Origin of the sequence: Pseudodesulfovibrio piezophilus C1TLV30 (assembly GCF_000341895.1) — a bacterium.
GTDB lineage: Bacteria > Desulfobacterota > Desulfovibrionia > Desulfovibrionales > Desulfovibrionaceae > Pseudodesulfovibrio > Pseudodesulfovibrio piezophilus.
In genome coordinates, this window is record NC_020409.1 from 2,717,865 (window position 1) to 2,738,499 (window position 20,635).

Annotated in this window: 23 protein-coding genes; 18 read left to right on the top strand and 5 right to left on the bottom strand. The window is 50.3% G+C overall.

The features are described 5' to 3' along the window. Positions 1-130 precede the first annotated feature (130 nt). Positions 131-841, bottom strand: coding sequence for a M48 family metallopeptidase (locus tag BN4_RS12730; protein WP_015415813.1), 711 nt, complete (start codon positions 839-841; stop codon positions 131-133). Then, positions 838-1,284, bottom strand: coding sequence for a DUF523 domain-containing protein (locus tag BN4_RS12735; RefSeq protein ID WP_015415814.1), 447 nt, complete (start codon positions 1,282-1,284; stop codon positions 838-840). The genes BN4_RS12730 and BN4_RS12735 overlap by 4 nt, the downstream gene beginning before the upstream one ends. Before the next feature lie 66 nt (positions 1,285-1,350). On the opposite strand from BN4_RS12735, the gene BN4_RS12740 reads away from it, so the two are divergent. The 7 genes from BN4_RS12740 to phoU all read left to right on the top strand — a co-directional run bounded on the left by BN4_RS12740 (position 1,351) and on the right by phoU (position 6,991). After that, entirely contained in the window at positions 1,351-2,508 is a 1,158-nt protein-coding gene (locus BN4_RS12740; protein WP_015415815.1) for an MFS transporter, read from the top strand. Between the two features lie 86 nt (positions 2,509-2,594). Continuing rightward, complete coding sequence (locus BN4_RS12745) at positions 2,595-3,134, top strand: chemotaxis protein CheD (protein WP_015415816.1); 540 nt, start codon at positions 2,595-2,597, stop codon at positions 3,132-3,134. A gap of 113 nt (positions 3,135-3,247) precedes the next feature. Further along, positions 3,248-3,556 (top strand): Hpt domain-containing protein, encoded by a 309-nt coding sequence (locus tag BN4_RS12750; protein ID WP_015415817.1) that lies wholly within the window; start codon positions 3,248-3,250, stop codon positions 3,554-3,556. A 2-nt stretch (positions 3,557-3,558) separates the two neighbouring features. Next, positions 3,559-4,518, top strand: coding sequence for a glycosyltransferase (locus BN4_RS12755; protein WP_015415818.1), 960 nt, complete (start codon positions 3,559-3,561; stop codon positions 4,516-4,518). Between the two features lie 71 nt (positions 4,519-4,589). Next, positions 4,590-5,303: an AMIN domain-containing protein gene (locus BN4_RS12760; protein WP_015415819.1), complete on the top strand. Its 714-nt coding sequence runs from the start codon at positions 4,590-4,592 to the stop codon at positions 5,301-5,303. A gap of 164 nt (positions 5,304-5,467) precedes the next feature. Next, entirely contained in the window at positions 5,468-6,229 is a 762-nt protein-coding gene (gene pstB / locus BN4_RS12765; protein WP_015415820.1) for a phosphate ABC transporter ATP-binding protein PstB, read from the top strand. Between the two features lie 96 nt (positions 6,230-6,325). Then, on the top strand, positions 6,326-6,991 hold the full coding sequence (gene phoU / locus BN4_RS12770; protein WP_015415821.1) for a phosphate signaling complex protein PhoU: 666 nt from the start codon (positions 6,326-6,328) through the stop codon (positions 6,989-6,991). 139 nt (positions 6,992-7,130) lie between these two features. On the opposite strand, the gene BN4_RS17285 is transcribed toward phoU, so the two are convergent. Continuing rightward, positions 7,131-8,987 (bottom strand): ATP-binding protein, encoded by a 1,857-nt coding sequence (locus tag BN4_RS17285; protein WP_015415822.1) that lies wholly within the window; start codon positions 8,985-8,987, stop codon positions 7,131-7,133. A gap of 574 nt (positions 8,988-9,561) precedes the next feature. Here BN4_RS17285 and BN4_RS12785 point away from each other — a divergent pair. Together BN4_RS12785 and sppA are read left to right on the top strand one after the other, a co-directional pair. After that, positions 9,562-11,466 (top strand): 30S ribosomal protein S1, encoded by a 1,905-nt coding sequence (locus tag BN4_RS12785; protein WP_015415823.1) that lies wholly within the window; start codon positions 9,562-9,564, stop codon positions 11,464-11,466. A gap of 9 nt (positions 11,467-11,475) precedes the next feature. Continuing rightward, positions 11,476-12,378, top strand: coding sequence for a signal peptide peptidase SppA (gene sppA, locus BN4_RS12790; protein WP_015415824.1), 903 nt, complete (start codon positions 11,476-11,478; stop codon positions 12,376-12,378). Positions 12,379-12,617: 239 nt separating this feature from the next. Here the strand turns inward: sppA and BN4_RS12795 are convergent, their stop codons facing one another. Continuing rightward, on the bottom strand, positions 12,618-13,340 hold the full coding sequence (locus BN4_RS12795) for a glutamine amidotransferase (RefSeq protein ID WP_015415826.1): 723 nt from the start codon (positions 13,338-13,340) through the stop codon (positions 12,618-12,620). A gap of 340 nt (positions 13,341-13,680) precedes the next feature. Here BN4_RS12795 and BN4_RS12800 point away from each other — a divergent pair, with 340 nt between their 5' ends. The 9 genes from BN4_RS12800 to BN4_RS12845 all read left to right on the top strand — a co-directional run bounded on the left by BN4_RS12800 (position 13,681) and on the right by BN4_RS12845 (position 19,592). Further along, positions 13,681-14,193 carry a TlpA family protein disulfide reductase gene (locus tag BN4_RS12800; protein WP_015415827.1) on the top strand — a complete coding sequence of 171 codons (513 nt, stop codon included), beginning with the start codon at positions 13,681-13,683 and terminating at the stop codon, positions 14,191-14,193. Between the two features lies 1 nt (position 14,194). Further along, complete coding sequence (locus BN4_RS12805) at positions 14,195-14,653, top strand: N-acetyltransferase (RefSeq protein ID WP_015415828.1); 459 nt, start codon at positions 14,195-14,197, stop codon at positions 14,651-14,653. A 138-nt stretch (positions 14,654-14,791) separates the two neighbouring features. Further along, positions 14,792-15,319 carry a hypoxanthine phosphoribosyltransferase gene (gene hpt, locus BN4_RS12810; RefSeq protein WP_015415829.1) on the top strand — a complete coding sequence of 176 codons (528 nt, stop codon included), beginning with the start codon at positions 14,792-14,794 and terminating at the stop codon, positions 15,317-15,319. 20 nt (positions 15,320-15,339) lie between these two features. Then, on the top strand, positions 15,340-16,674 hold the full coding sequence (locus BN4_RS12815; protein WP_015415830.1) for a DUF3426 domain-containing protein: 1,335 nt from the start codon (positions 15,340-15,342) through the stop codon (positions 16,672-16,674). Between the two features lie 344 nt (positions 16,675-17,018). Continuing rightward, the gene (locus tag BN4_RS12825; protein WP_015415831.1) at positions 17,019-17,321 is read left to right on the top strand and encodes an AtpZ/AtpI family protein; all 303 of its coding nucleotides are present in this window, start codon (positions 17,019-17,021) and stop codon (positions 17,319-17,321) included. Beyond that, the gene (locus BN4_RS12830; protein ID WP_015415832.1) at positions 17,290-17,712 is read left to right on the top strand and encodes an ATP synthase subunit I; all 423 of its coding nucleotides are present in this window, start codon (positions 17,290-17,292) and stop codon (positions 17,710-17,712) included. The genes BN4_RS12825 and BN4_RS12830 overlap by 32 nt, the downstream gene beginning before the upstream one ends. Positions 17,713-17,732: 20 nt before the next feature. Further along, the gene (atpB, locus tag BN4_RS12835; protein WP_015415833.1) at positions 17,733-18,455 is read left to right on the top strand and encodes a F0F1 ATP synthase subunit A; all 723 of its coding nucleotides are present in this window, start codon (positions 17,733-17,735) and stop codon (positions 18,453-18,455) included. 77 nt (positions 18,456-18,532) lie between these two features. Beyond that, positions 18,533-18,841, top strand: a complete 309-nt coding sequence (locus BN4_RS12840; RefSeq protein WP_015415834.1) for an ATP synthase F0 subunit C — start codon at positions 18,533-18,535, stop codon at positions 18,839-18,841. A 118-nt stretch (positions 18,842-18,959) separates the two neighbouring features. Beyond that, positions 18,960-19,592 (top strand): redox-sensing transcriptional repressor Rex, encoded by a 633-nt coding sequence (locus tag BN4_RS12845; protein WP_015415835.1) that lies wholly within the window; start codon positions 18,960-18,962, stop codon positions 19,590-19,592. Between the two features lie 265 nt (positions 19,593-19,857). Here BN4_RS12845 and BN4_RS12850 read toward each other — a convergent pair whose 3' ends face one another. Further along, positions 19,858-20,544 (bottom strand): response regulator, encoded by a 687-nt coding sequence (locus tag BN4_RS12850; RefSeq protein ID WP_015415836.1) that lies wholly within the window; start codon positions 20,542-20,544, stop codon positions 19,858-19,860. Between the last annotated feature and the right edge of the window lie 91 nt (positions 20,545-20,635).

Here is a 20,635-nt window from a genome sequence, read left to right on the forward strand (position 1 = left end):
TTCGTTTGCACCAAGAAGACGCGATGTTTGAGGTTCACTCATTTGAGAAGAGGAAAATTCAACTCTCCCAGTATATTGAATGTTGTTTTCCCATTTCATCTCATCCGCGATGGTGAATGGTTACCCCTGCTCAGGCAAACCAGTTTGGGACATGAATCCCACCATTTTTCAGTTCATCTTCCAGTTGCAGGTACTCCGGGGCATAGTGGGCAACAAGGGACCAGTATTTTTTTGAGTGGTTCAGGTGGACGGTATGGCAGAGTTCATGAAGCAGCAGATGGTCCAGCAGTTCGAGGGGCAGGAACAAGAGTTTGGCGTTGACGCTGATTGTTCCTCGGGCGGAGCAGCTTCCCCAACGGGTCTTTTGGCGGCGAACTCTGAGAGCCTCATAAGGGAGGCCCAGTCTTCGGCTCATGGCATCAAGTCGTGGCAGAATGAATTCCCGTGCCTTGTTCGCTGTCAAGAGTCGGAGTGCCTCAAGAAGCGCTTGGGGGTCGTTTCCAGGCCCGCTGACCATCAGTCGAGAGCCGTTTTCGACAATGGAGAGACGTCCGGGGCGGTCCACATAGCCTATTTCATAACTTCGTTGGCTCGCTTGAAAATCCACCTGAGAAGGTAACTCGGGCACACGGCCGGAAAGATCGGTTCCTCTCGCTTCCATTGTCGCTTTTGTACGTTCTATCCAACGTTTCTTTTCGTCAAGGATCCCCGGAACAAGACTTGGATCGAACCGCTTCGGGATAACCACTTCCAGACCTTTACCCGGCACGAGCTTAATAAGAACCCTTTTTGCCCGACTGTTTTTTTTCAGTCGCAGAGGGATACCACAATATTCGGTCATTGATTCTCGGGGAAGGAGGATATGGTCTCTTCGGAGCGGACACGTATGCCATTTTTCATGAGCAGGTCCGCAAAGCAGCCGTTGCCTGAAATTCGGGTGCCGGAAAATGTGCCGTCATAGATGATACCACTGCCACAGGAGGGTGACCGGGCTTTGAGTATCGCTTCGGTACAGCCGACAAGATGTGCCAGTCGTAGGCCTTCTTCGGCCCCGCGCACGAACGCATTCGTGCAATCGTTCCCATGGCAGTCGAGGACGCTGGCACCTTGAATCTCGCAGGGAGGGCGCGGTGTAGGCAGTCCTCCATGGACTTCGGGACAAAACGGGATGGCTGTGCCACTGCGGACCATTTCCAGAATTGTTTCATTGGCATTTGTCTTGCCATCGTATCGGCAGAATATTCCTGCGAGACAGGCGCTGACGAGTATGGGTGATTTTCTCATGGGCAGATTCTATCCTTGATTTTCTGCAAGTCAAAGACATATTGTGCGCGCATCTCAGGGGGCACAATGAGCAATTCCTATAAAAAACGTCAGATGTACATTTTCCTGATCGTCCTTGTGATAGGGGCGCATGCTGGTTTTCAGGGATGGCGAACCCTACTCAATAATTTTGCGGTTGAAGTCGGGGGCCTGTCGGGTCTGGAAATGGGTGTTGTCCAATCGGTGCGTGAGATTCCAGGGTTTCTCGCGCTGCTTGCACTTTACGTCATCCTGATCATGCGAGAGCACAGACTCGCGGCGTTCTCAGTTATTATTCTGGGAGCTGGGGTGGCATTGACAGGCCAGTTCCCCACGACGGCAGGTTTGGTTCTCACTACCTTGATCATGAGCTTCGGGTTCCATTATTATGAAACCATGAATCAATCCCTGACATTGCAATATTTCAGTGTCACCGACTCTCCTCTTGTTCTCGGACGAATGCGGAGTATCGCGGCCCTGACGAATATCCTGATCGGAGGGGGCATTTTTGTCGTTGCCCGGTATCTGGATTATTCGCAAATGTTCATCGTACTCGGCCTGATCGCCATCGGGAGTGGAGTCTGGGCGATGACCCGAGACCCGTCACAAACGGATCTGCCTGCCCAAGGGAAAAAAATGGTTTTTCGGAGCCAATACTGGCTCTATTATGTTTTGACTTTCCTGAGTGGTGCGCGGCGACAGATATTTGTTGCGTTTGCCATTTTTCTGCTGGTGGAGAAATTTGATTTTTCCGTGCAGGACATCACGATCCTGTTCGTTCTGAATAATGTGATCAACTACTTTGTGAACCCGTTGATCGGTAAAGCCGTGAATCGTTTTGGGGAGCGGTGGGTGCTGACTCTCGAATATGTGGCGTTGACATTGATATTCTTCGGATACGCTCTGACCGAGAGCGCATGGCTGGCTGGGGGCTTGTATGTCGTGGATAATGTTTTCTTCAATTTTGCCATAGCTATCAAGACGTTCTACCAGAAGATAGCGGATAAACGGGATATCGCATCAGGGATGGCAGTTGGATTCACCATCAACCATATTGCCGCTGTTGTTATCCCGGCTTTGGGGGGCTTGGCCTGGATCGCAAACTACAGGGCGGTTTTCTTCAGTGCCGCAGCCCTGAGCATCGTCTCCCTGGTTCTGGCTCAATTTGTACCCGGACAGCTGAGAAAAGTTCAATACAATGATTGACTTGGAACGCCTTCGGGGTAAGATGTGCCATTCTTTCCCGTTGTTTCTCGAAAATGAGTGCACGGACAACTGAGATAAAAAGGACTATGAAGGGACTCGGACACGGACTGCCTAAGGTCTTTCTTCAGACCGGCGACTGTTTCTTCGGCATTCAGCCGACATTGGTAACCACGGTTCTCGGATCGTGTCTGGCCATTACCATGCACGTTCCCCAAATGGGAGTCGGGACCATCTGTCACGCCTTTCTGCCTGATAGTGCGGAGCAAAAGATGGGTGGGCATGATCCTCAGGTCTGCCGATTTGTTGATACGGCCTTGCAAAATATGCTCGAAACTCTGGACAAGGTCGGTGTGCCTCGGCGGGATTTGGTCGTCAAATTGTTTGGCGGGTCCACTGGGATAACCATGCGCGGCGTTGCCAACAGTTCGTATGATATTGGCAGACGCAATATAGAAATGGCCCGTAAACTTCTTCATTTTGCCCGTCTGAATATCGAAGTTGAAGATGTCGGAGGGTCTCAGGGGCGCAAGTTGCTGTTTCACACTCAGACAGGTGAAATTTGGGTGAAAAAGCTCAATAAAATGGATTGGAAAAAGAACCCTGCCTTGGCCCCGGTCTTGAGGTAGTCCATGGGAAGTGGGAATTATGAATCCAGGACGTGCTTGTTTCCGCAGAGGAAAGTGAACCTGTAGATGACAGGGGGGGCGCTTCGGCGCGGCACACGATGGGGAGGGCATTGATGAAACGATTTCAAGTCATGATCGATGCGGATCTGCAACCGATTCTTCCACGCTATTTCGAAATTCGTTGGGAGGAATTGAGACAGATGGAAGAAGCCGCAGGCAAAGGGGATGGTGAGATGCTCCGCACCTTGGGGCACAGGCTCAAGGGAACAGGAAGTTCCTATGGTTTTCGCCGTCTGACAGAGCTGGGTGCGGCCATTGAGGATGCAGGGCAGGCCGTTGATATCAAGGGTGCTGCCGGATTGATTGCCGAGGTCCGCCAGTATTTGGAGCATGTGGATATCATTTTCGGGAGCCAGGACTGATCATGCTGATTCTCATGTTCGCCATCAATGATCCCGCAGGGACCGCCATTCAATTTGTCCACGCCATCAATCGACATTCTGCCCATGAAGCCCGACTCGTTACCCTGGAAACTCGCTATACGCATTCGTGGGAAAAGGATCTTCATATACCAGACCTTGGTCCTGATGGACTGGAAGAAGTTCATATTCTGATGGAAGAGGCGGATGTCTTTCATTTTCATATGACCTGTGACGAGTTCTGCTTTTTCGGACCACATCGTCCTGCGGATTTTCTGGCGGGAAAGGAAGTCGTCCATCACCATCATGGACATCATGATTTCCGTTCGAACCCGGCATCCTTTGCCCGAACATATGCTGAGCGGGGGAGAACCAACCTTCTGGTGAGTACGCCTGATCTGCTTCAACTTCTGCCTCAGGCCCGGTGGCAGCCGAACCTGGTCAACATTGACGACCCGTTGCTCAAGCCTCAGCCCGGACGGTTTGATGATTTCGGTACGCTCAAAGTCTGTCATTCTCCGACTCGCAAAGACCTCAAAAATACTGATGAGTTCTTAGCTGCCGTCGATACCCTCGCACGCGCAGGGACTGCTTTGGAAGTTGACTTGATGGAGGATGTCCCGAATCAGGTGTGTCTGGCTCGAAAGCGCAGGTGCCATGTCCTCTTTGACCATATGCAAGGGTACTATGGTGTCAGCAGTCTTGAGGGGTTGTCACAGGGAGTGGCCGTTATTGCCGGGTTGGACGCGTGGAACAGGGAAAATATTGCGAAGTTTGTTGATACTGATGATTTGCCGTGGGTCATTGCTCGCGACCGTGACACACTCCAAGACAGGTTGAAGGAATTGGACTCGGATCGGGCATATTGCGAATCAGTCTGTATCAAGGGAAGGGACTTTATGGAGACCAGGTGGTCGGACAGGATCGTCGTACAACAGTTGGTTTCGTTTTATGAGTCCCTCTGATTCCAGGCGTTGGGCTTTGCCATTGAAAGGCATTTCTTGTATACCCACTTGAGTCTTTCAGGGGGTAACACATGATGAAAGTATGGGGAGAACGCCGCGTGATGGCGTTTATGGCGTGCATGATCGGAGTGGGCGTTTTCTTTTTGTGCGTGGGAAACGGATGGGCTGTCTCTGATGAATCAGGCGGAATCCGTTTGCAGGTCGATCGGACCGTTTTACCTCCGGTGTCCGCCCCTGGATCGAAAGTGAAGGAAATCGGACGCGCCGAAGCACTCCCGGCCACAGGAGAGAGGCAACCCAAGCCTTCTTTGCAAGGGGAGTCTGGTCCGGCTGGGAAAAAGAATGCCGGAAAGGCTTCAAAGGAAGAGCCGCGAAAGGTATCCCCTGATCCTCAATCTCCGGCTGATCCGTTTGTTGGGCCATCACAGAAATCTTCTTTGTCAGGCATCCGTCCGTCGGAAAAGGGAAGCATCGGTTCACTGACGCTGCACTATTCGGACACGGGATTTTCTCTCTCAGTGATCGGAGATCGGCCGGTTGGTGACGTTTCCTTCATGAATTTGAGCAATCCCAGTCGTCTGGTCGTGGATTTGCTTCAACCTTGGGAACTCAACGCGTCCAACGTGATCCGCACCCAGGATGGACCAGTCAAGTATGTGGTGGCAGGAAGTCACCCTGACAAGTTGCGTTTGGTGGTCCATTTCAGAAAATCACCAATGGTCATGCTGAAACCGTCTTTTGTCAGGAAAGGGAAGACTCTACTTATTTCTGTCGAATTCCCCTAGTCTTCCAAGAATTTTCAGCCTTTTCAGTTTTGGATCAGTTCGGGCTGTCACACAATTGTAACATTCAAGTCATTGCCCCGTAACCGCGCAGGGGTAGACACCCGAACTGCACCGTGTTTTATTATCACGGCGTCTTGACTATTCCAATCTGGAGAATCATTGGCATGACAACAGTCATTAAAGCAGCTTCTACCAACCTTGATTTCTATTATGGAGATTTCAAGGCCCTCGAAGAAATCAGTATCGATTTCGAGTTGAATCGCGTGACCGCGCTTATCGGACCTTCCGGATGTGGAAAGTCGACGTATTTGCGCTGTATCAACCGCATGAACGATCTTATCAATGGCACTCGCGTCGTGGGGAAGATGGTACTCGATGGCGAGGATATCTATGCTCCGGGAATCGATGTCGTCTCACTGCGCCGTCGAATAGGCATGGTTTTTCAGAAACCGAATCCTTTTCCCAAGACTATTTTTGAAAACGTCGCCTATGGGCTTCGTGTCAACGGGATTAACGACAAGCAGTTCATAGAACAGCGTGTGGAGGAAAGTCTCAAGGGTGCAGCGCTCTGGGATGAGGTCAAGGATCGCATGCACACCTCGGCTTTGGGGTTGTCGGGGGGGCAGCAACAGCGTCTCTGTATTGCTCGTGCCCTGGCTATCGAACCCGAGGTGCTGCTTATGGATGAACCCGCCTCGGCCCTGGACCCCATCGCCACGCAGAAGATCGAAGACCTGATTCATGAATTGAAGAAGGAATTTACCATTATCATCGTGACCCACTCCATGCAGCAGGCAGCGCGGGTTTCGGATAGAACCGCGTTTTTTTACATGGGTAAACTCATAGAAGTGGATAATACCAAGACGATGTTCACCAATCCGGCCAACAAGCAGACGGAAGACTATATCACAGGTCGCTTCGGCTAGGGCGGCAGAGAGCCGACGACTGGTTTGAATATGAAAAAGTCGACACCATGAAGTTAAAGAACCAAGCGGGCCTGCAAGTGCGGGTCTGGAGGATATATGGAACAGCGAGCACATTTTTCGAAAAAACTTGAGGATTTGAAAGTCAAAGTCCTGCGCATGGCAGCTTTGTCCGAGTCTGCCGTGCACAAGGCGATCAGGGCATATCTCGAAAATGACGCAGACCTCGCTGAAGAGGTCATTGTCGGGGATGATGTCATCAATGAAATGGAAGATGAAATTGATAACTTCAGTCTGGAATTGCTCGCGCTTGATCAACCCATGGCCATTGATTTGCGGACCATCGTCGGTGCGCAGCGTATAACAGTGAATCTGGAACGTCTTGGCGATGAAGCCGTCAATCTGGCTCATCGCGCCATATTCCTGTCAACCCGGCCGCCGCTGCCACATAATCCCAAGATGGAAAGCCTGGCATCCATATCCAAACTGATGCTCTCAGATTCCCTGAAATCGTATGTGGACGAGGATGTGAACCTGGCCGGACAAGTGTGTCGCATGGATGATAAAGCCGATGATCTCAATATTTCGATTTTGCGACAGTTTGTCAGTGAGATGGTGTCTGAATCACGTATTGTGGAACGCGGTGTCCATGCCATTATCGGGGCGCGTCATCTGGAGCGGATTGCAGACCTTGCCACCAATGTGGCTGAATCCGTGGTCTTCGTCGTGGAAGGCACCAGCATGAAACATAGCTGCAAGGGGTAAGAATATTTTAGCACGGGGTGCGGGTCTCTCTGGAAACTCGCACCCTGTTCGAAAGCGTGGGCAGATTGTTCTCTGCTACTGGAATACAGGTGCCTTACGAATTCCCTCGTGATTGAGGTCTTCAGATTTTTTTCTTCCTTTACTCCCGGTCCGACAAGACCTTCCTCAGAACATTCAGGAAATCCTCCATATCGAGGGGCTTCGCGATATACCCAGTCACGCCTGCCTTGACGAATCTTTCTTCATCGCCTCCCATTGCGTATGCTGTCATGGCAATGATAGGGAGGTTCTTTTTCGCTGCTCCAGCCTTGCCGTCACGAATGGCCTGGGTCAATTCAAGGCCGTCCATCTCCGGCATTTGAATATCCAGGATGACTAAATCGAAAGACGAATCATTGAGCGTGGCGAGCGCGCGCTTGCCGTCCTCGACCGCTGTCACTTCGCAGCCGAGTTTGCTCAAGAGGCGTTTTTCAGCGAGCCTGCTGACCCTGTCATCTTCAGCAAGAAGAATCCTGAGATTTAAAGAGGGCAGCGGTGTCTTTCCATCAAAAGTTTCGACTGACGGCTGCGCCTTTTGCGACAGAGTGAATATCAGAGAAAAATGAACCGTGGTTCCCTGTCCTGTCACGGAGCAGACCACAAGGCTGCCACCCATAAGTTCCACCAGGCGTTTGCAGATGGAAAGGCCGAGGCCAGCTCCTTGGTAACTGCGGTTATATCCTTCATCCATTTGGGAGAATGGTTCGAACAGTGATTCGAGTTTCTCATCGGCTATGCCACACCCTGTATCCGAGATGGAAAAAAGAATGCGGCAGGTTCCAGCGGAAAGAGGGGAGAGTGCGGATATTTCGGCCAGTATTCTCCCGGATTCCGTGAATTTTATGGCGTTGCCGACGAGATTGATTAGGATCTGCTGGAGGCGGACGGAGTCCCCCAAAACAGATTCCGGCAAGCCAGGGCCGCAGGTGAATTCGAGATTGATTTTGGTCTTATCCATACTGGCTTGGAAGAGCTTGTGGGTCAGTTTACAGACTTCTTCCAGCGAAAAAGGTTCGTGGCGAAGGGTTATGACACCGGTTTCCGCCATGGAAATATCGAGAATATCGGAGAGGAGCCGGGTCAATCGTTCACTGGATTCAATGGCGGCTTTTGCATATTCTTTTTGCTCTTCATCCATGGGAGTGGTTCTGAAGAGTTGGAGCATGGAAGTAATGCCATTGAGGGGAGTTCTGATTTCATGGCTCATGTTCGCCAGAAAAACGGATTTTGCGGAATTCGCGGCCTCGGCAGTCGCTTTCGCCCTTTCAAGTGTTTGTGCCATGAGTTCCAAGGCCCGAAGATTCCCGGCAAGAAGGCGTGAAACAAAAAGAGAGAGAATTACGCCAAATGTCCAAAGCAGTATGAAAATACTTCCGGATCGAAGCATCAGCGAGTTTTTTGCCGCAAGAAATGGAGCCATGGGAACTTTGACGCTGACACCACCTCTGATATCATGAATTTTATATCCTTGATGTTCGTGACATTTCAGGCATTGCGCCGTGACTAGCATAGGCCTCATGAGACGGGCATAGGAGGCGTCCCCTTCTTGCACCACTTCGTATATCTCGTGGACCCCCTTTTCGAAAGCATGCAAGGCTGCGGCTTCCCATTGATCCGGCCCATTTTCGGGGCGCAGAGGATTGAGACTCGTGATATGCCCCTGCACCTCATAGAGTGTCCTGAATGACTCATTGAGTTGCCGGATCATGTAGGCAGGGTTCATGAGAGTGAGTTTCGTCCCCTGGGGTGTTGTCAGGTCTCTTTCTTTGACATTCGTTAAATACTGATTCGGAGGGGTCTCTTGCGTGACCGGGACATAGACCCCCCCGTGCATTGCTCCCCAATATCGGAATGATTGGTCTTTATTGAATGATTCATACGCCTTGGCGTGAACCTGAGCGAGCGTCAGGTTGTTAATGAGGTAAAAGTTATATGAAATGAAAAAAATGCCGATCATTGTCCAACTCAACAGGAAAACAATCGTCCATTTCCTGACGGGAAAAATTCGTGGACAGTATGGTGGCGAATTGGCGGGCATTACGATGTCTCCATTCCCATTGAGAGCATTTTCAATCCACTCTGAGACCAGTCGGAGAGGGATTTCCACTCTTGGCAAGACAATAAGGAGTCGTCACTGTGCAGTCCTTTATATTTTGGTGATGTGCCGTTATAGATGTCAGGCTTGCGGTTCAGACCTCGCTTTCAAAAAAGAATAGTCTGTATTCTGTGTGGGAAAACAGCTGATTGTCTTACTCCCGCACTGTTTTCTCCGGGAAAAAGAGTTTACACGGCTGTTTTTTTCAAGTACGTACATGACTCTTCTAATTAGAGTAAGAGTAAGTAGCTGCATAAGTAGTGAAAATATCAACTCTTCTTCACAGGAGCGTAAAGATGACAGGTTCGGTTTTGTTACCGACCGCGTGTTCAGGGGCTCGACTGCCTCGGAACGATCAACCCTGATTACGGTGGTACTGACATCTCACAAATATACGTTAAACTACTTTGCCCGAGGTCCGTTGTGGAGGTAACCCATGGAAAAAACTACTGAATCTGTCGAAGTCCCCGAGATGGAAATGGAAATGAACTTTGCAGATGCTCTTGACGAGTATCTCAATTCCGATTTCGGAGATCTTGACGAAGGCACCATTGTTGCCGGTGAAATCGTCAAAGTCGACAAAGACTACGTCCTCGTTGATGTGAATTTCAAATCCGAGGGCCAGATTCCTGTTTCGGAATTCACCGAGCCTGATGGAACCATTACCGTCAAGGTCGGTGAAAAGGTCGATGTCTTCGTTGCTCGCAAAAATGAGGCCGAAGGCACTATCTACCTGTCCCGCGACAAGGCCAAGCGGATGCAGCTTTTCGACAAGCTGGAAGAACTGCAGGAAAAAGACGGCGAAGCCGTTGGTCGCATCATCCGTCGCATCAAGGGTGGTTACACCGTTGATCTCGGCGGCGTCGAAGCATTCCTGCCTGGCTCCCATGTTGATCTGCGTCCTGTCCCTGACATGGATGCCCTGGTCAATCAGGAGTTCGACTTCAAGATCCTGAAAATCAACCGTCGCCGGAGCAACGTCATTGTTTCCCGCCGTGTCCTCCTTGAGGAAATGCGCAGTGAACAGCGTGACAAGCTGCTCGGCACTCTGGAAGATGGTCAGGTCGTTACCGGTAAGGTCAAGAATATCACCGAATACGGTGTCTTCATCGATCTCGGCGGCCTCGATGGTCTTCTGCATATCACCGACATGTCCTGGAAGCGTATCAAGCATCCCAAGGAAATGGTCAATCTGGGCGACGATCTCGAGCTGAAGATTCTCAGCTTCGACCGCGAAGCCCAGAAAGTTTCCCTCGGTCTCAAGCAGCTCGTGCCTGATCCGTGGGAAAATATCGCTGAGAAGTATCCTCAGGATTCCCGCTTCAACGGCACAATCACCAACCTCGCCGATTACGGTGCGTTTGTTGAGCTGGAGAACGGCGTGGAAGGCCTGGTGCACATCTCCGAGATGTCCTGGACCCGCAAGCTTCGTCACCCTTCCCAGATGGTCAAGGTCGGCGACGAAGTGGAAGTCATTGTGCTGGGCGTTGACCAGGACAAGAAGCGCATCTCTCTCGGTATGAAGCAGATATCCCCGAATCCGTGGGATGTCGTTGCCGAGAAGTATCCCGAGGGCACTGTCCTTGAGGGCGCTATCAAGAATATTACTGAATTCGGCGTCTTCATCGGTATCGAAGAAGGCATCGACGGTCTTATCCATGTGTCCGATATCTCCTGGACCAAGAAAATCCGCCATCCTTCCGAGGTGTACAAGGCCGGTGACGCTGTTCAGGCCAAGGTTCTGACCGTGGACAAGGAAAATGAGAAATTCACCCTTGGTGTCAAGCAGTTGACCGAAGACCCGTGGACTCAGGTTCCCTCCAAGTACCCCGTGGGTCAGATGATCACCGGCACCGTCACCAACATTACTGACTTCGGTCTGTTTGTTGAGGTTGAGGAAGGCATCGAAGGCCTGGTTCACGTCTCCGAGATCAGCCGCAAAAAGGTCAAATCTCCTTCCGAGATGTTCAAGGAAGGCGATTCCATTGAAGCCAAGGTTATTCACGTTTCCGCTGACGAGCGTCGCCTCGGTTTGTCAATCAAGCAGACCAAGGAAGAAGCTGCCGGAAGTGGACGCAAGTCCAAGAGCTTCGGTGGAACCACTTCTGGTGGTGACATTGCGGGTTCCACTCTGGGCGATCTGCTTCGCGAGAAGCTGGAAGAAGCCGCAGGTGAAATTCCGGTCGACGAGCCTGAAGTCGAAGCCGCTCCCGAGGTCGAAGCCGCTCCCGAGGTCGAAGCCGCTCCTGAAGTCGAAGCCGCTCCTGAAGTTGAAGCCGCTCCCGAAGCAGAAGCAGAAGCTTCTGCCGAAGTTGAAGCTCCGACTGAAGAAGAGAAATAGAGCCGTTTCATGCGTATGGAAGAAACTCGATTTCGTTTCTCCCAGCGCCACCCCTTTCTCTTTGGGGTGATGATGATCATAATAGCTGTGGCCCTCATGTTGGGGGCCACAGCCTTTTTTCGTTCCATGGGCTGGATGGGCAACGGATTTTCATTCGGGCACGAAAAACTTGGAGTCATTCATGTTCAGGGAATGATCATGGATTCTACCGATGTGGTGAAGTGGGCACGAACGCTTAGGGACGATGATTCCATCAAGGGTGTTCTTCTGCGGGTCAACTCCCCAGGTGGTGCGATTGCTCCCTCGCAGGAAATGTATCAGGCCATAACAGCACTTGCAGCGGTGAAGCCTGTTGTTGCTTCCTATGGAACGGTTGCTGCGAGCGGTGGATATTATGCCTCTGTTCCCGCCCAGTTCATCGTAGCCAATCCCGGTTCACTGACAGCATCTATCGGTGTTATGGCAGAATTTGTCACGGTTGCCGATGCATTGGAAAGAATTGGCGTGACGCCGGAAGTGCTCACGACAGGCAAATACAAAGCCGCCGGAACCCCCATGCGTTCTCTGTCAAATGCGCAGCGTGAACAATTGCTGGGAGTTATGCAAGATTTGCATGCTCAGTTTGTGGATGATGTTGCCAAGGCGCGTGGTATGGATCGTGACCGGATTGATGCCATTGCTGATGGTCGGGCTGTGACAGGAAGACAGGCGCTTGCTCTTGGTCTGGTGGATATGCTTGGGAGTGAAGAACAGGCTTGTGAGAAACTGAAAGAAATGTGCAGTATAGAAGGGGCGGTCACTCTTGTGGAAGGCCCCGTTGAAGAAAAGTCCTTGATTCAGGAAATTATAGGTTCGCTTTCCATTAACCTGACCTCTTCTCTTCCGAACGGATGGACTTTTTCCTACAAATAAAATGAATTCTGCCAGTTTCCTTGCTGGGTACCCTTCCTCAAAAAAATCTCATTGAAAATCGAAACGTCCAATTTTTTAGGATAATTCGACACTTCTCTCTCAGAGTCAATGGGGCTGTTTTCAAACCCATCTGGTCCACTTTTCGTTATTCTAATAAAAAAATATCAAGCCTATGGCATGGACCTCGGATTGGTGTGGTCCGGCGTTGAGGCGGCTCCGATCAGTCTGGAACAGGGGTGCTATCGAACTGCGTAAAGGGAGTATTCCATAAAGCGGGTTAACAGGTCCGTAGATTCAGGAGTCTCACAAACCTCACTCAGGAGTGATTCAATGTCCCCGTGGTTTTGTGTTATGCATTCTGCCTGGCGGGTGATGTAGCACCGCATGTCTTCTGCGCTGAATTCAGGGTGGAATTGAACTCCCCACATGTTCGCACCGATACGAAAGGCTTGATGTGGTTCATGGTCACTGGTCGCAAGAAGAGTGGCATTGGATGGAAGAATGTTGGCGTGCTGATGGTGCGTCGTATGTCCTGCGAAGCGGTTTGGCATGCTGAAAAACAGGGGATCATCCTCAGCCGCTGGTGTGAGCGAGATTGTTTTTGTGCCGATTTCTGGCCCTTGTGGGTGAAATCCTGATTGTCCGCCATGAATCATGGCAAGCAATTGATGTCCGAAGCAAATTCCGAGGATGGGAAGTCCTGTTTCTCCAGCAGAATAAAGCCAGTCGCCTGTTCCATGAATCCATTCAAGATCATCGGTCACCATGTCGTGCGAGCCGGTAATCACACACCCGTCATAGTGAGTGGGATCAGGAAGTATGGCACCTGTCCTGACATCAACGCAGTTACATTCATCAGGTGCAAGCTCCATGGATGCGGCTACCCAATGCTCGAAATCACCGTGTTCAGAGGCAAAGTCTGGAAAGGTTCCACCTGTTTTGATGATAAGAAATGATTTCATTATTATCGAGGAAATTTTTGTGAGTTGCTGTGTTTATTATCCTAAAATGCGCTGATATATCGTGCATGTCAACAGGTGAGCCAGACGAGTCGAGTAACTGCGAAAGCGTGTGTCATCTTTGGGAAGGACTCTCTTTGCTCCAGTGCTGCTTCACAAAGTCTCATTCTATTTCAGCATCAGCTGTGCTGTTTTACAGGGCTTCTGCCGTGGTAAACGAGGTTCACAGAACAGCGAACTTCAGGTTCTTATCTGCCCAATGAAGATTGAAGTCGTGGTCGTCGCGCTTTTATTTGCAAGGCAACTCTGATATGATGAATCGATAAAATGAATGAGGTGATATATGAATAATTTGAAGCGACTGAGCACCATATTTTTGTTTTCTCTGTTTTTGGTGGCCTGTTCGGGTGGAAGTCCGGCCGAAGGGGAACCGAATTCGAAAGATGAAGGTGCGACAGGTGGTGAGTTTCAGCATATGGGCGTGAGTGAACTTGAAACCTATCTGACGGCCAATCAAGGGAAGCCTACGCTCATGTTTTTTTGGACGACATGGTGTCCATCGTGCAAACAGGAAATCCCTGAAATGGAAGCCCTGGCGAAATCGCACGGCGATTCTGTTAACGTGATTGCCGTTTCATTGGATGAAAAAGTCGAAGCCTTAGAAACATTTTTTGAGAAAAGGAAGATTGACTTGCCGGTCTATATCGGTGACGAGGAGCTTGCGCGTCAGTTTGGGATTGAAGCCATTCCCACATTGGTCATGTTTGACAAGAGCGGTAAGCAGGTCTTTGCCAAGCCTGGTGTTTTCCCCCACGCAATGCTGAAAAGCATGGCCGAAGAGCTTGCCGGGAAATAGAATGATCCGTAAAGCCCGTATCGAGGACGTCAAGACGATCCACGGCCTGCTCATGCACCGTGAGGAGCATGAGGGGTTGGTGTTACCCCGGTCCTTTAGCCAGTTGTATTCTCATTTGCGTGATTTTTTTGTGGTGACAGATAACTCTGGAGCAGTGATCGGCTGCTGTGCCTTGAATATTATCTGGGAAAATCTGGCCGAGATTCGTTCTTTGGTGGTTTTACCTGAGCACCGGGGCAAAAAATTCGGCCGGGAACTGGTTGAAGCTTGTCTGAGCGAATCCGTGACTCTCGGAATATACCGGGTATACACGCTCACAGAGCAGACCGGTTTTTTCGCTCATTTGGGATTTGTCAAGGAAGAGATGGATACGCTGAACCAAAAGGTCTTTGCCGACTGTCTTAACTGTCCTCGTTTTCCTGATTTTTGTAACGAAGTTGCCATGGTCATGGCGCTGTGATCTCTGAATACGCACGAGAGACAGGCAAAAAAAACGGTCGGTTCAATCGTGCCGCTAAGCGAGAATCAAACAAGGGCGGCAGCAGTTATCGTTGCTTCCCTTATGACATATTAATATGAACCTTTAAGGTAGTTTAAAATGGGACATAGACTGACACCCTTTATAACAGCAGAGCAGATTGCAGAACGAGTCAAGGAACTGGGTAAGGAAATTACCACCAGCTATGACGGAAAAGAGCCGCTGGTCTGTATCTGTGTGCTCAAGGGAGCATTTCTCTTTTTTTCTGATATTATTCGCAAGATAGATCGGGAGTTGGAAGTCGATTTCGTTCGGCTCGCCAGCTATGGGACAGCGACCTCCCGGAGTGAGGATATTGTTTTTTCCAAAGACCTTGAAATCGCCATAGAAGGCAAAGATGTTCTGGTCATTGAAGATATAGTGGATACCGGGCACTCCATGGATTTCCTTTTGCATGTTCTTCGCAGAAGAAACCCAAAGAGTTTGAAAGTTTGCTCACTTATTGATAAGCATGAGCGCAGGGAGAAAAAGGTTATTGTGGACTTCGCCGGTTTTAAGCTGAGCGATGGGTTTATTGTCGGCTATGGTCTTGACTATGCCGAACGGTACAGAGAGCTGGATGGAATTTACGAATTATCTACTGAATAAGGATAGTTGGAGATAACCTTATGATCGTCACCTGCCCGAATTGCCAGACCCGATACAACCTGCCCGACGACAAGGTCCCGGCCGGTGGGGCGAAAGTCAAGTGCTCCAAATGCGCTCACGTCTTCAAGGCGGAGTTGCCTGCGGCCACGCCTGAGGATGAAGTCGAGAATTTGTTGGAGGAAGAGTCTCAGGCACCGGATTCCGGTGTTGGGGATGATTTCGATGAAACGTTCGATGAAGTTGCTTCCGGCGGCGGAGTCGCCCAGTCCGATGACGAATCGGCTGATGAAGCTCAAGCTGGTGCGGACGACGAGAGTGAATCCGGGGACAGCGCTGAGGCTTCGCCAACCGTTGATGAGGCTCCCGAAGATGCACCCACGGAGACAACCGATCCGGCACCGTCCGGCGATGATATGCCGGATGAAGATATGCCCGGCATGGATGATCTCTTCGATGATTCCGAGACTGCCCCGGAGCCGGAAGAGGGGGCAACCCCTACTGGTGGTCTGGATGAGGCAACTGCCCGCGATGTCGAATCCCTATTTGGCGATGATGAAAGTGATCTTTTCGAGGATGATTCGGAAAGTGACGAAGATGATGATCTTTTTGATGAAGAGGATGGATCGGATGCGGATCTCTTTGCCGATTCTGATTCCGACACTGAAGATGAGTCTGATGGTGATCAAGCTGAGGACAACGAAACAGACCCTGATGAAGAATATGAGGGGGAAGTGGATTTCGGGCTTGATGAAGAGCCGCAAAAGAGCAATCGAAAATCGCTTGGGTGCTTGATAACGCTGTTGGTCGTTATTCTCGCTGTGAGCGGTATTCTCTATTTCAAAGCCTGGACGCTCATTGGCCTGGATCTTGGATCGTATTTCCAGAATGTGCCGTATATTGGTAAATTATTTATGGAAGATGGCGGAGATGCAGAGGATGTCCCTCCGGGAGAATCCCCGGCCGAAAATTTCCGCAAGATTCAGCTGATCAATGTGAACCAATACTATGTGGCCAATGAAAAAACCGGGAACTTGTTCGTAGTGGAAGGCAAGGCTGTGAACAAATTCTCGACGCCAAAGGAACAGATCAAGGTCGAGGTCGTTCTGTACGATGGGAAGGGAAATGCCCTGACTTCCCAGGCGTTCCTTTGTGGTAATGTGCTTTCGCAATTTCAGTTGCAGGTTCAGACGCGTGAGGAAATCGAGCAAGGGTTGGCGAGTGAGGTTGGCATTCTCTCCAACAACACGTTCATCCGGCCGGGAGCCTCAACACCGTTCATGGCCGTTTTCTTCGACACACCACCCAATGTTCAGGAGCTGATTGCTCGTGTCGTCGCTGTAGGCGAGCCAGAATAACTTCTTGAGTCAATCAATCTCATTCAAGCCGTGGCGTGAACTCGATGCCACGGCTTGTTTCTTTTCGGCAAAAGGCCGTAAAGGGCTAAAGGATTTCACAAGGACGGCCAGATTGTTTTTTCGTTTGAGCAGAGCAGTATGAAAATGAGGAGACGCTTGCTGATGTCTCGTTTTTCTTCATGGGAAAAAGTTTGGGAAAAAGAGTGCATATTCGGAAAAACGCATTGACGGGAATTGTCGCGTTGTGCTACTTCTCCTCCACTTGTGAAGGATTGCACGAATTGCTTCTTTTTGCTGGGAGTCCTTTCAGGGCAGAGTAAAAAACCTCTTCACAGGATAAAAGCATGTTCTTTTCTCAAGACGATCGTATGGTCAAGATTGTACAGGTAGGTGGAACCGCCAGTACGATGGGACTCCACATAGTGTCAGCTACTATCGTTGGGCTGGCTCTGGGGTATTTTCTGGATGACTATTTTGGAACCAAACCCTGGCTTCTCATGATTTTTTTCTTTCTGGGGGTTGTTGCCGGTTTCAAGATGATGATTGAGGATTTCCGGAAATTACAGCGACGGCAGGAAGAGCAACAGCGTGGTTCATTGAAACAGGATGGAGAAAATGGTGCTGGAGACAATCAATCAAAAGGTTGAACCATTCCTTGTCAAAGGTGGTTTTAAACGGCCTGAGACGCGTGTTGTCGTCCGCAACCAGATTTACGTGTCGCTGGGGACCTCTCTCGTGATCGTGCTGGTAACATTGTTTTCTCGGTGGTCTCTTGCTTACGCGGCCGGAGCGATACTCGCTCTTGTCAATTTCTGGGCACTGGCCCGCATAGCCCAGGTATTGGTGCACGACCGCAAGAACGGACCATTCGCCCTGTTTGTTATATTCATAGTGAAGATGACTCTGAGCGGGTTGGCCCTGTATTGGTTGATCGGAGTCGAACGAGTTCCTCACTGGGGATTGATTTCAGGTCTTGGGACCGTGCCACTGAATGTGGCCGTGACCGGGTTGAGTCAGTTGGGGAACACAAAGGGATAGATTCTCAAGGAGGCTTGGATATGGGTTTCGCAGGCGGACTTCCGCACCCTCTTCTGTACGCTGACATGATCAAATCCATTGGTCATTGGGGCGAGCACGTTGAACACGCGCTTGGCGTTCAGTCCATCAACCATGTTTTGTACATGTGGTTGGCAATGGGCATTCTTTTTACTCTCGGATTGATTGTCCGCGGTCGCCTTCAATTGGTTCCCGGCGGCCTGCAAAATCTTTTCGAGACCATCATCGGTGGGCTGGAAGACTTTACTGTTGCCAATCTGGGGCAGGAAGGTCGTCAGTTTATGCCGCTTCTGTGTACGATCTTTCTTTTTGTTCTGACTATGAACTACATCGGTTTGGTTCCCGGATGCGATGCTCCTACGGCGAACATCAACACTCCGGCAGCCATGGCTATCATTGTTTTCTTGTTCTACAATTTCGTGGGTATCAAGAAATGGGGTGGCGGTTACATCAAGCACTTCATGGGACCGGTTCTCTTTCTGTCCCCGCTCATGTTGATACTTGAGCCTATTTCGCACATCGCACGTCCGTTGAGCCTGACACTGCGTCTGTTTGGTAATATCCGTGGTGAGGAAATCGTCCTTATCCTGATGTTCCTTCTGGCTCCGGTGCTTGGCTCTCTGCCCATGTACTTCCTGTTCATCCTTGCCAAGACCATCCAGGCATTTATTTTCTTCATGCTGACGATGCTCTATCTGCAAGGCTCCATTGAGCACGCTCATTAGGCGACGCTTGATTTCAACTTCGGGGAAATGGTCCTTGGACCAAAACAATATTAAATGATCCATTTGGAGGTTTCAAAATGAAAATCGCAAAAATTCTTCTGACTACTTTGGCCATGGTTCTGGTTGCATCTGTTGCTTTCGCTGCCGAGGCTGGCGGTGAAGTTATGGCTGCCAAAGCATACGCTACTGCCATTGGCATGGGTATCGCTGCCGGTCTCTGCGGTATCGGTCAGGGCATGGGTGTCAAAGGTGCTTGTGAAGGTATCGCTCGTAACCCCGAAGCTGCTGGTCAGCTGTCCACCACTCTGATTCTTGGCCTGGCATTCATCGAGTCCCTCGCCATTTACGCTTTGGTTGTCAACCTGATCCTGCTCTTCGTCGTCTAGTTTGAGACTGATGATATTGTGACTCGAAGGGAGGCCCAGGCCTCCCTTTTTCAGGTTCTTTCTTGTTAAAAATTTCACATGGTTGGGCTATCCCGGTCTTTTCGAGAGCCTTTGAGAGATGAAAAGCGAACATATACCAAAAGCAACGATCGGTCGTCTGGCCGTCTATATTCAGGTACTTGAAAATCTTTTGCGTGATGGCAATGATGTTATTTCTTCAGAAAAACTCGCCCGCGCCTGCTCCGTGAATTCATCGCAGATCAGAAAAGATCTTGCCTACTTTGGCGAGTTCGGGGTCAGAGGCGTTGGATATTACGTTCAGGAACTCATCACATCCATCAAACAATCCCTTGGCATTGATCGAGTCTGGAAATGTGCCTTGATCGGTGTGGGGAATATGGGGACTGCGCTTTTGCGTCACCATGATTTCGAGCGCAGGGGATTTCATATAGCAGCCGCATTCGACTGTGACCCCGATAAGATTGGACGCGAGTTCGAGGATCTGGAAATTGTCTGCCCTACGCATCTCAAGGAGCAGGCTCCAGAGATGGGGCTTGAGATAGGCATTATCACCACTCCTCCGGATCGTGCTCAGCGTGCGGCCAATCATTTGGTTGATGCGAATATCCGAGGCATTATCAATTTTGCCCCTGCTCGCATAAACGTCCCGGCACACATCCCTGTCGAGTATGTCGATTTTTTTGATCATCTCTACGCAATAGCCTTTCAGATCACTCTCGGAAGCGATTAAGGCGGGAGGGGAGAGATCTTTTCGATATCCGTCGAGACATTGACGGCACGAGAGTTTTTATTCCCCCTCCTCATCATGAAAGAGTACAAGATCGGTGCATGTGGTAACGCATGCACCGATCTTGTACTCTTTCATGGTGAGCTTTTCTGTCCTGCCTTCAGGACAGAAAATATTCCGAGCGTAAGTGGCATTTGAGTGAGGGGAAAAACGTGTCCGGGCATGCCTGATTTTCAGACATGCCCGGACTTGTATGCAGAGAATTTCATTATGCCTTGAATCGGTACCCGACCCCTCGAACAGTCTCGATGAAGATGGCATAGGGGCCAAGTTTTTGGCGTAAGCGCCGGACATGGGTATCGACAGTTCGAGAGTATCCTTCGAAGTGGGTGTCCCAGACGGTGTCGAGGAGGTTGTCTCGGGTTTGAACTTTGCCTGCACCGGATATAAGCACGGTCAGAAGTTTGAATTCAGTCGCGGTCAAAGCGATCTCTTCACCGTCCACTGTCAGTTGATGCGCTTCAAAATCGACCTTCAGTCCATTCCTTTCCCAGAGTTTCGGAGCATCAGGCTCCGGTGCGCCAGAGCGGCGCAGGATGGCCTTGATTCGCAGGACGAGTTCTCTTGGTGAGAAGGGTTTGACAACGTAATCATCCGCACCGAGTTCCAGGCCGACGATCTTGTCAACCTCTTCACCCTTGGCGGTGAGCATGATCACAGGGATACGAGAAAGTTGGGAATCCGATTTCAATTGGCGGCAGGTTTCCAGACCATCCATGCCAGGCATCATGAGGTCCAGAAGAACAATGTCAGGCTTGAATGCTGACGCGAGGTTGAGGCCTCCCTGGCCATCTTCCGCGGCTGCGACATCGAATCCGGCGGAGCTAAGATTGTACTTGAGCAATTCCCTGGTGTCCCGGTGGTCTTCAACGACCAATACTTTCTGTGCAGACACGGTTGAATCTCCTTGATGGATTTGATTGTTACGGCCTGCTATAGCCCAATTACTGTTAAAGGAATGTTACAGGAGAGTAACTTTATCGAGA

What these genes read in the sequence shown, in the direction of transcription:
- BN4_RS12730 (WP_015415813.1), bottom strand. Translation starts at nt 841, where the DNA reads ATGACCGAATATTGTGGTATCCCTCTGCGACTGAAAAAAAACAGTCGG.
- BN4_RS12735 (WP_015415814.1), bottom strand. Translation starts at nt 1,284, where the DNA reads ATGAGAAAATCACCCATACTCGTCAGCGCCTGTCTCGCAGGAATATTC.
- BN4_RS12740 (WP_015415815.1), top strand. Translation starts at nt 1,351, where the DNA reads ATGAGCAATTCCTATAAAAAACGTCAGATGTACATTTTCCTGATCGTC.
- BN4_RS12745 (WP_015415816.1), top strand. Translation starts at nt 2,595, where the DNA reads ATGAAGGGACTCGGACACGGACTGCCTAAGGTCTTTCTTCAGACCGGC.
- BN4_RS12750 (WP_015415817.1), top strand. Translation starts at nt 3,248, where the DNA reads ATGAAACGATTTCAAGTCATGATCGATGCGGATCTGCAACCGATTCTT.
- BN4_RS12755 (WP_015415818.1), top strand. Translation starts at nt 3,559, where the DNA reads ATGCTGATTCTCATGTTCGCCATCAATGATCCCGCAGGGACCGCCATT.
- BN4_RS12760 (WP_015415819.1), top strand. Translation starts at nt 4,590, where the DNA reads ATGATGAAAGTATGGGGAGAACGCCGCGTGATGGCGTTTATGGCGTGC.
- pstB (WP_015415820.1), top strand. Translation starts at nt 5,468, where the DNA reads ATGACAACAGTCATTAAAGCAGCTTCTACCAACCTTGATTTCTATTAT.
- phoU (WP_015415821.1), top strand. Translation starts at nt 6,326, where the DNA reads ATGGAACAGCGAGCACATTTTTCGAAAAAACTTGAGGATTTGAAAGTC.
- BN4_RS17285 (WP_015415822.1), bottom strand. Translation starts at nt 8,987, where the DNA reads ATGATCGGCATTTTTTTCATTTCATATAACTTTTACCTCATTAACAAC.
- BN4_RS12785 (WP_015415823.1), top strand. Translation starts at nt 9,562, where the DNA reads ATGGAAAAAACTACTGAATCTGTCGAAGTCCCCGAGATGGAAATGGAA.
- sppA (WP_015415824.1), top strand. Translation starts at nt 11,476, where the DNA reads ATGCGTATGGAAGAAACTCGATTTCGTTTCTCCCAGCGCCACCCCTTT.
- BN4_RS12795 (WP_015415826.1), bottom strand. Translation starts at nt 13,340, where the DNA reads ATGAAATCATTTCTTATCATCAAAACAGGTGGAACCTTTCCAGACTTT.
- BN4_RS12800 (WP_015415827.1), top strand. Translation starts at nt 13,681, where the DNA reads ATGAATAATTTGAAGCGACTGAGCACCATATTTTTGTTTTCTCTGTTT.
- BN4_RS12805 (WP_015415828.1), top strand. Translation starts at nt 14,195, where the DNA reads ATGATCCGTAAAGCCCGTATCGAGGACGTCAAGACGATCCACGGCCTG.
- hpt (WP_015415829.1), top strand. Translation starts at nt 14,792, where the DNA reads ATGGGACATAGACTGACACCCTTTATAACAGCAGAGCAGATTGCAGAA.
- BN4_RS12815 (WP_015415830.1), top strand. Translation starts at nt 15,340, where the DNA reads ATGATCGTCACCTGCCCGAATTGCCAGACCCGATACAACCTGCCCGAC.
- BN4_RS12825 (WP_015415831.1), top strand. Translation starts at nt 17,019, where the DNA reads ATGTTCTTTTCTCAAGACGATCGTATGGTCAAGATTGTACAGGTAGGT.
- BN4_RS12830 (WP_015415832.1), top strand. Translation starts at nt 17,290, where the DNA reads ATGGTGCTGGAGACAATCAATCAAAAGGTTGAACCATTCCTTGTCAAA.
- atpB (WP_015415833.1), top strand. Translation starts at nt 17,733, where the DNA reads ATGGGTTTCGCAGGCGGACTTCCGCACCCTCTTCTGTACGCTGACATG.
- BN4_RS12840 (WP_015415834.1), top strand. Translation starts at nt 18,533, where the DNA reads ATGAAAATCGCAAAAATTCTTCTGACTACTTTGGCCATGGTTCTGGTT.
- BN4_RS12845 (WP_015415835.1), top strand. Translation starts at nt 18,960, where the DNA reads ATGAAAAGCGAACATATACCAAAAGCAACGATCGGTCGTCTGGCCGTC.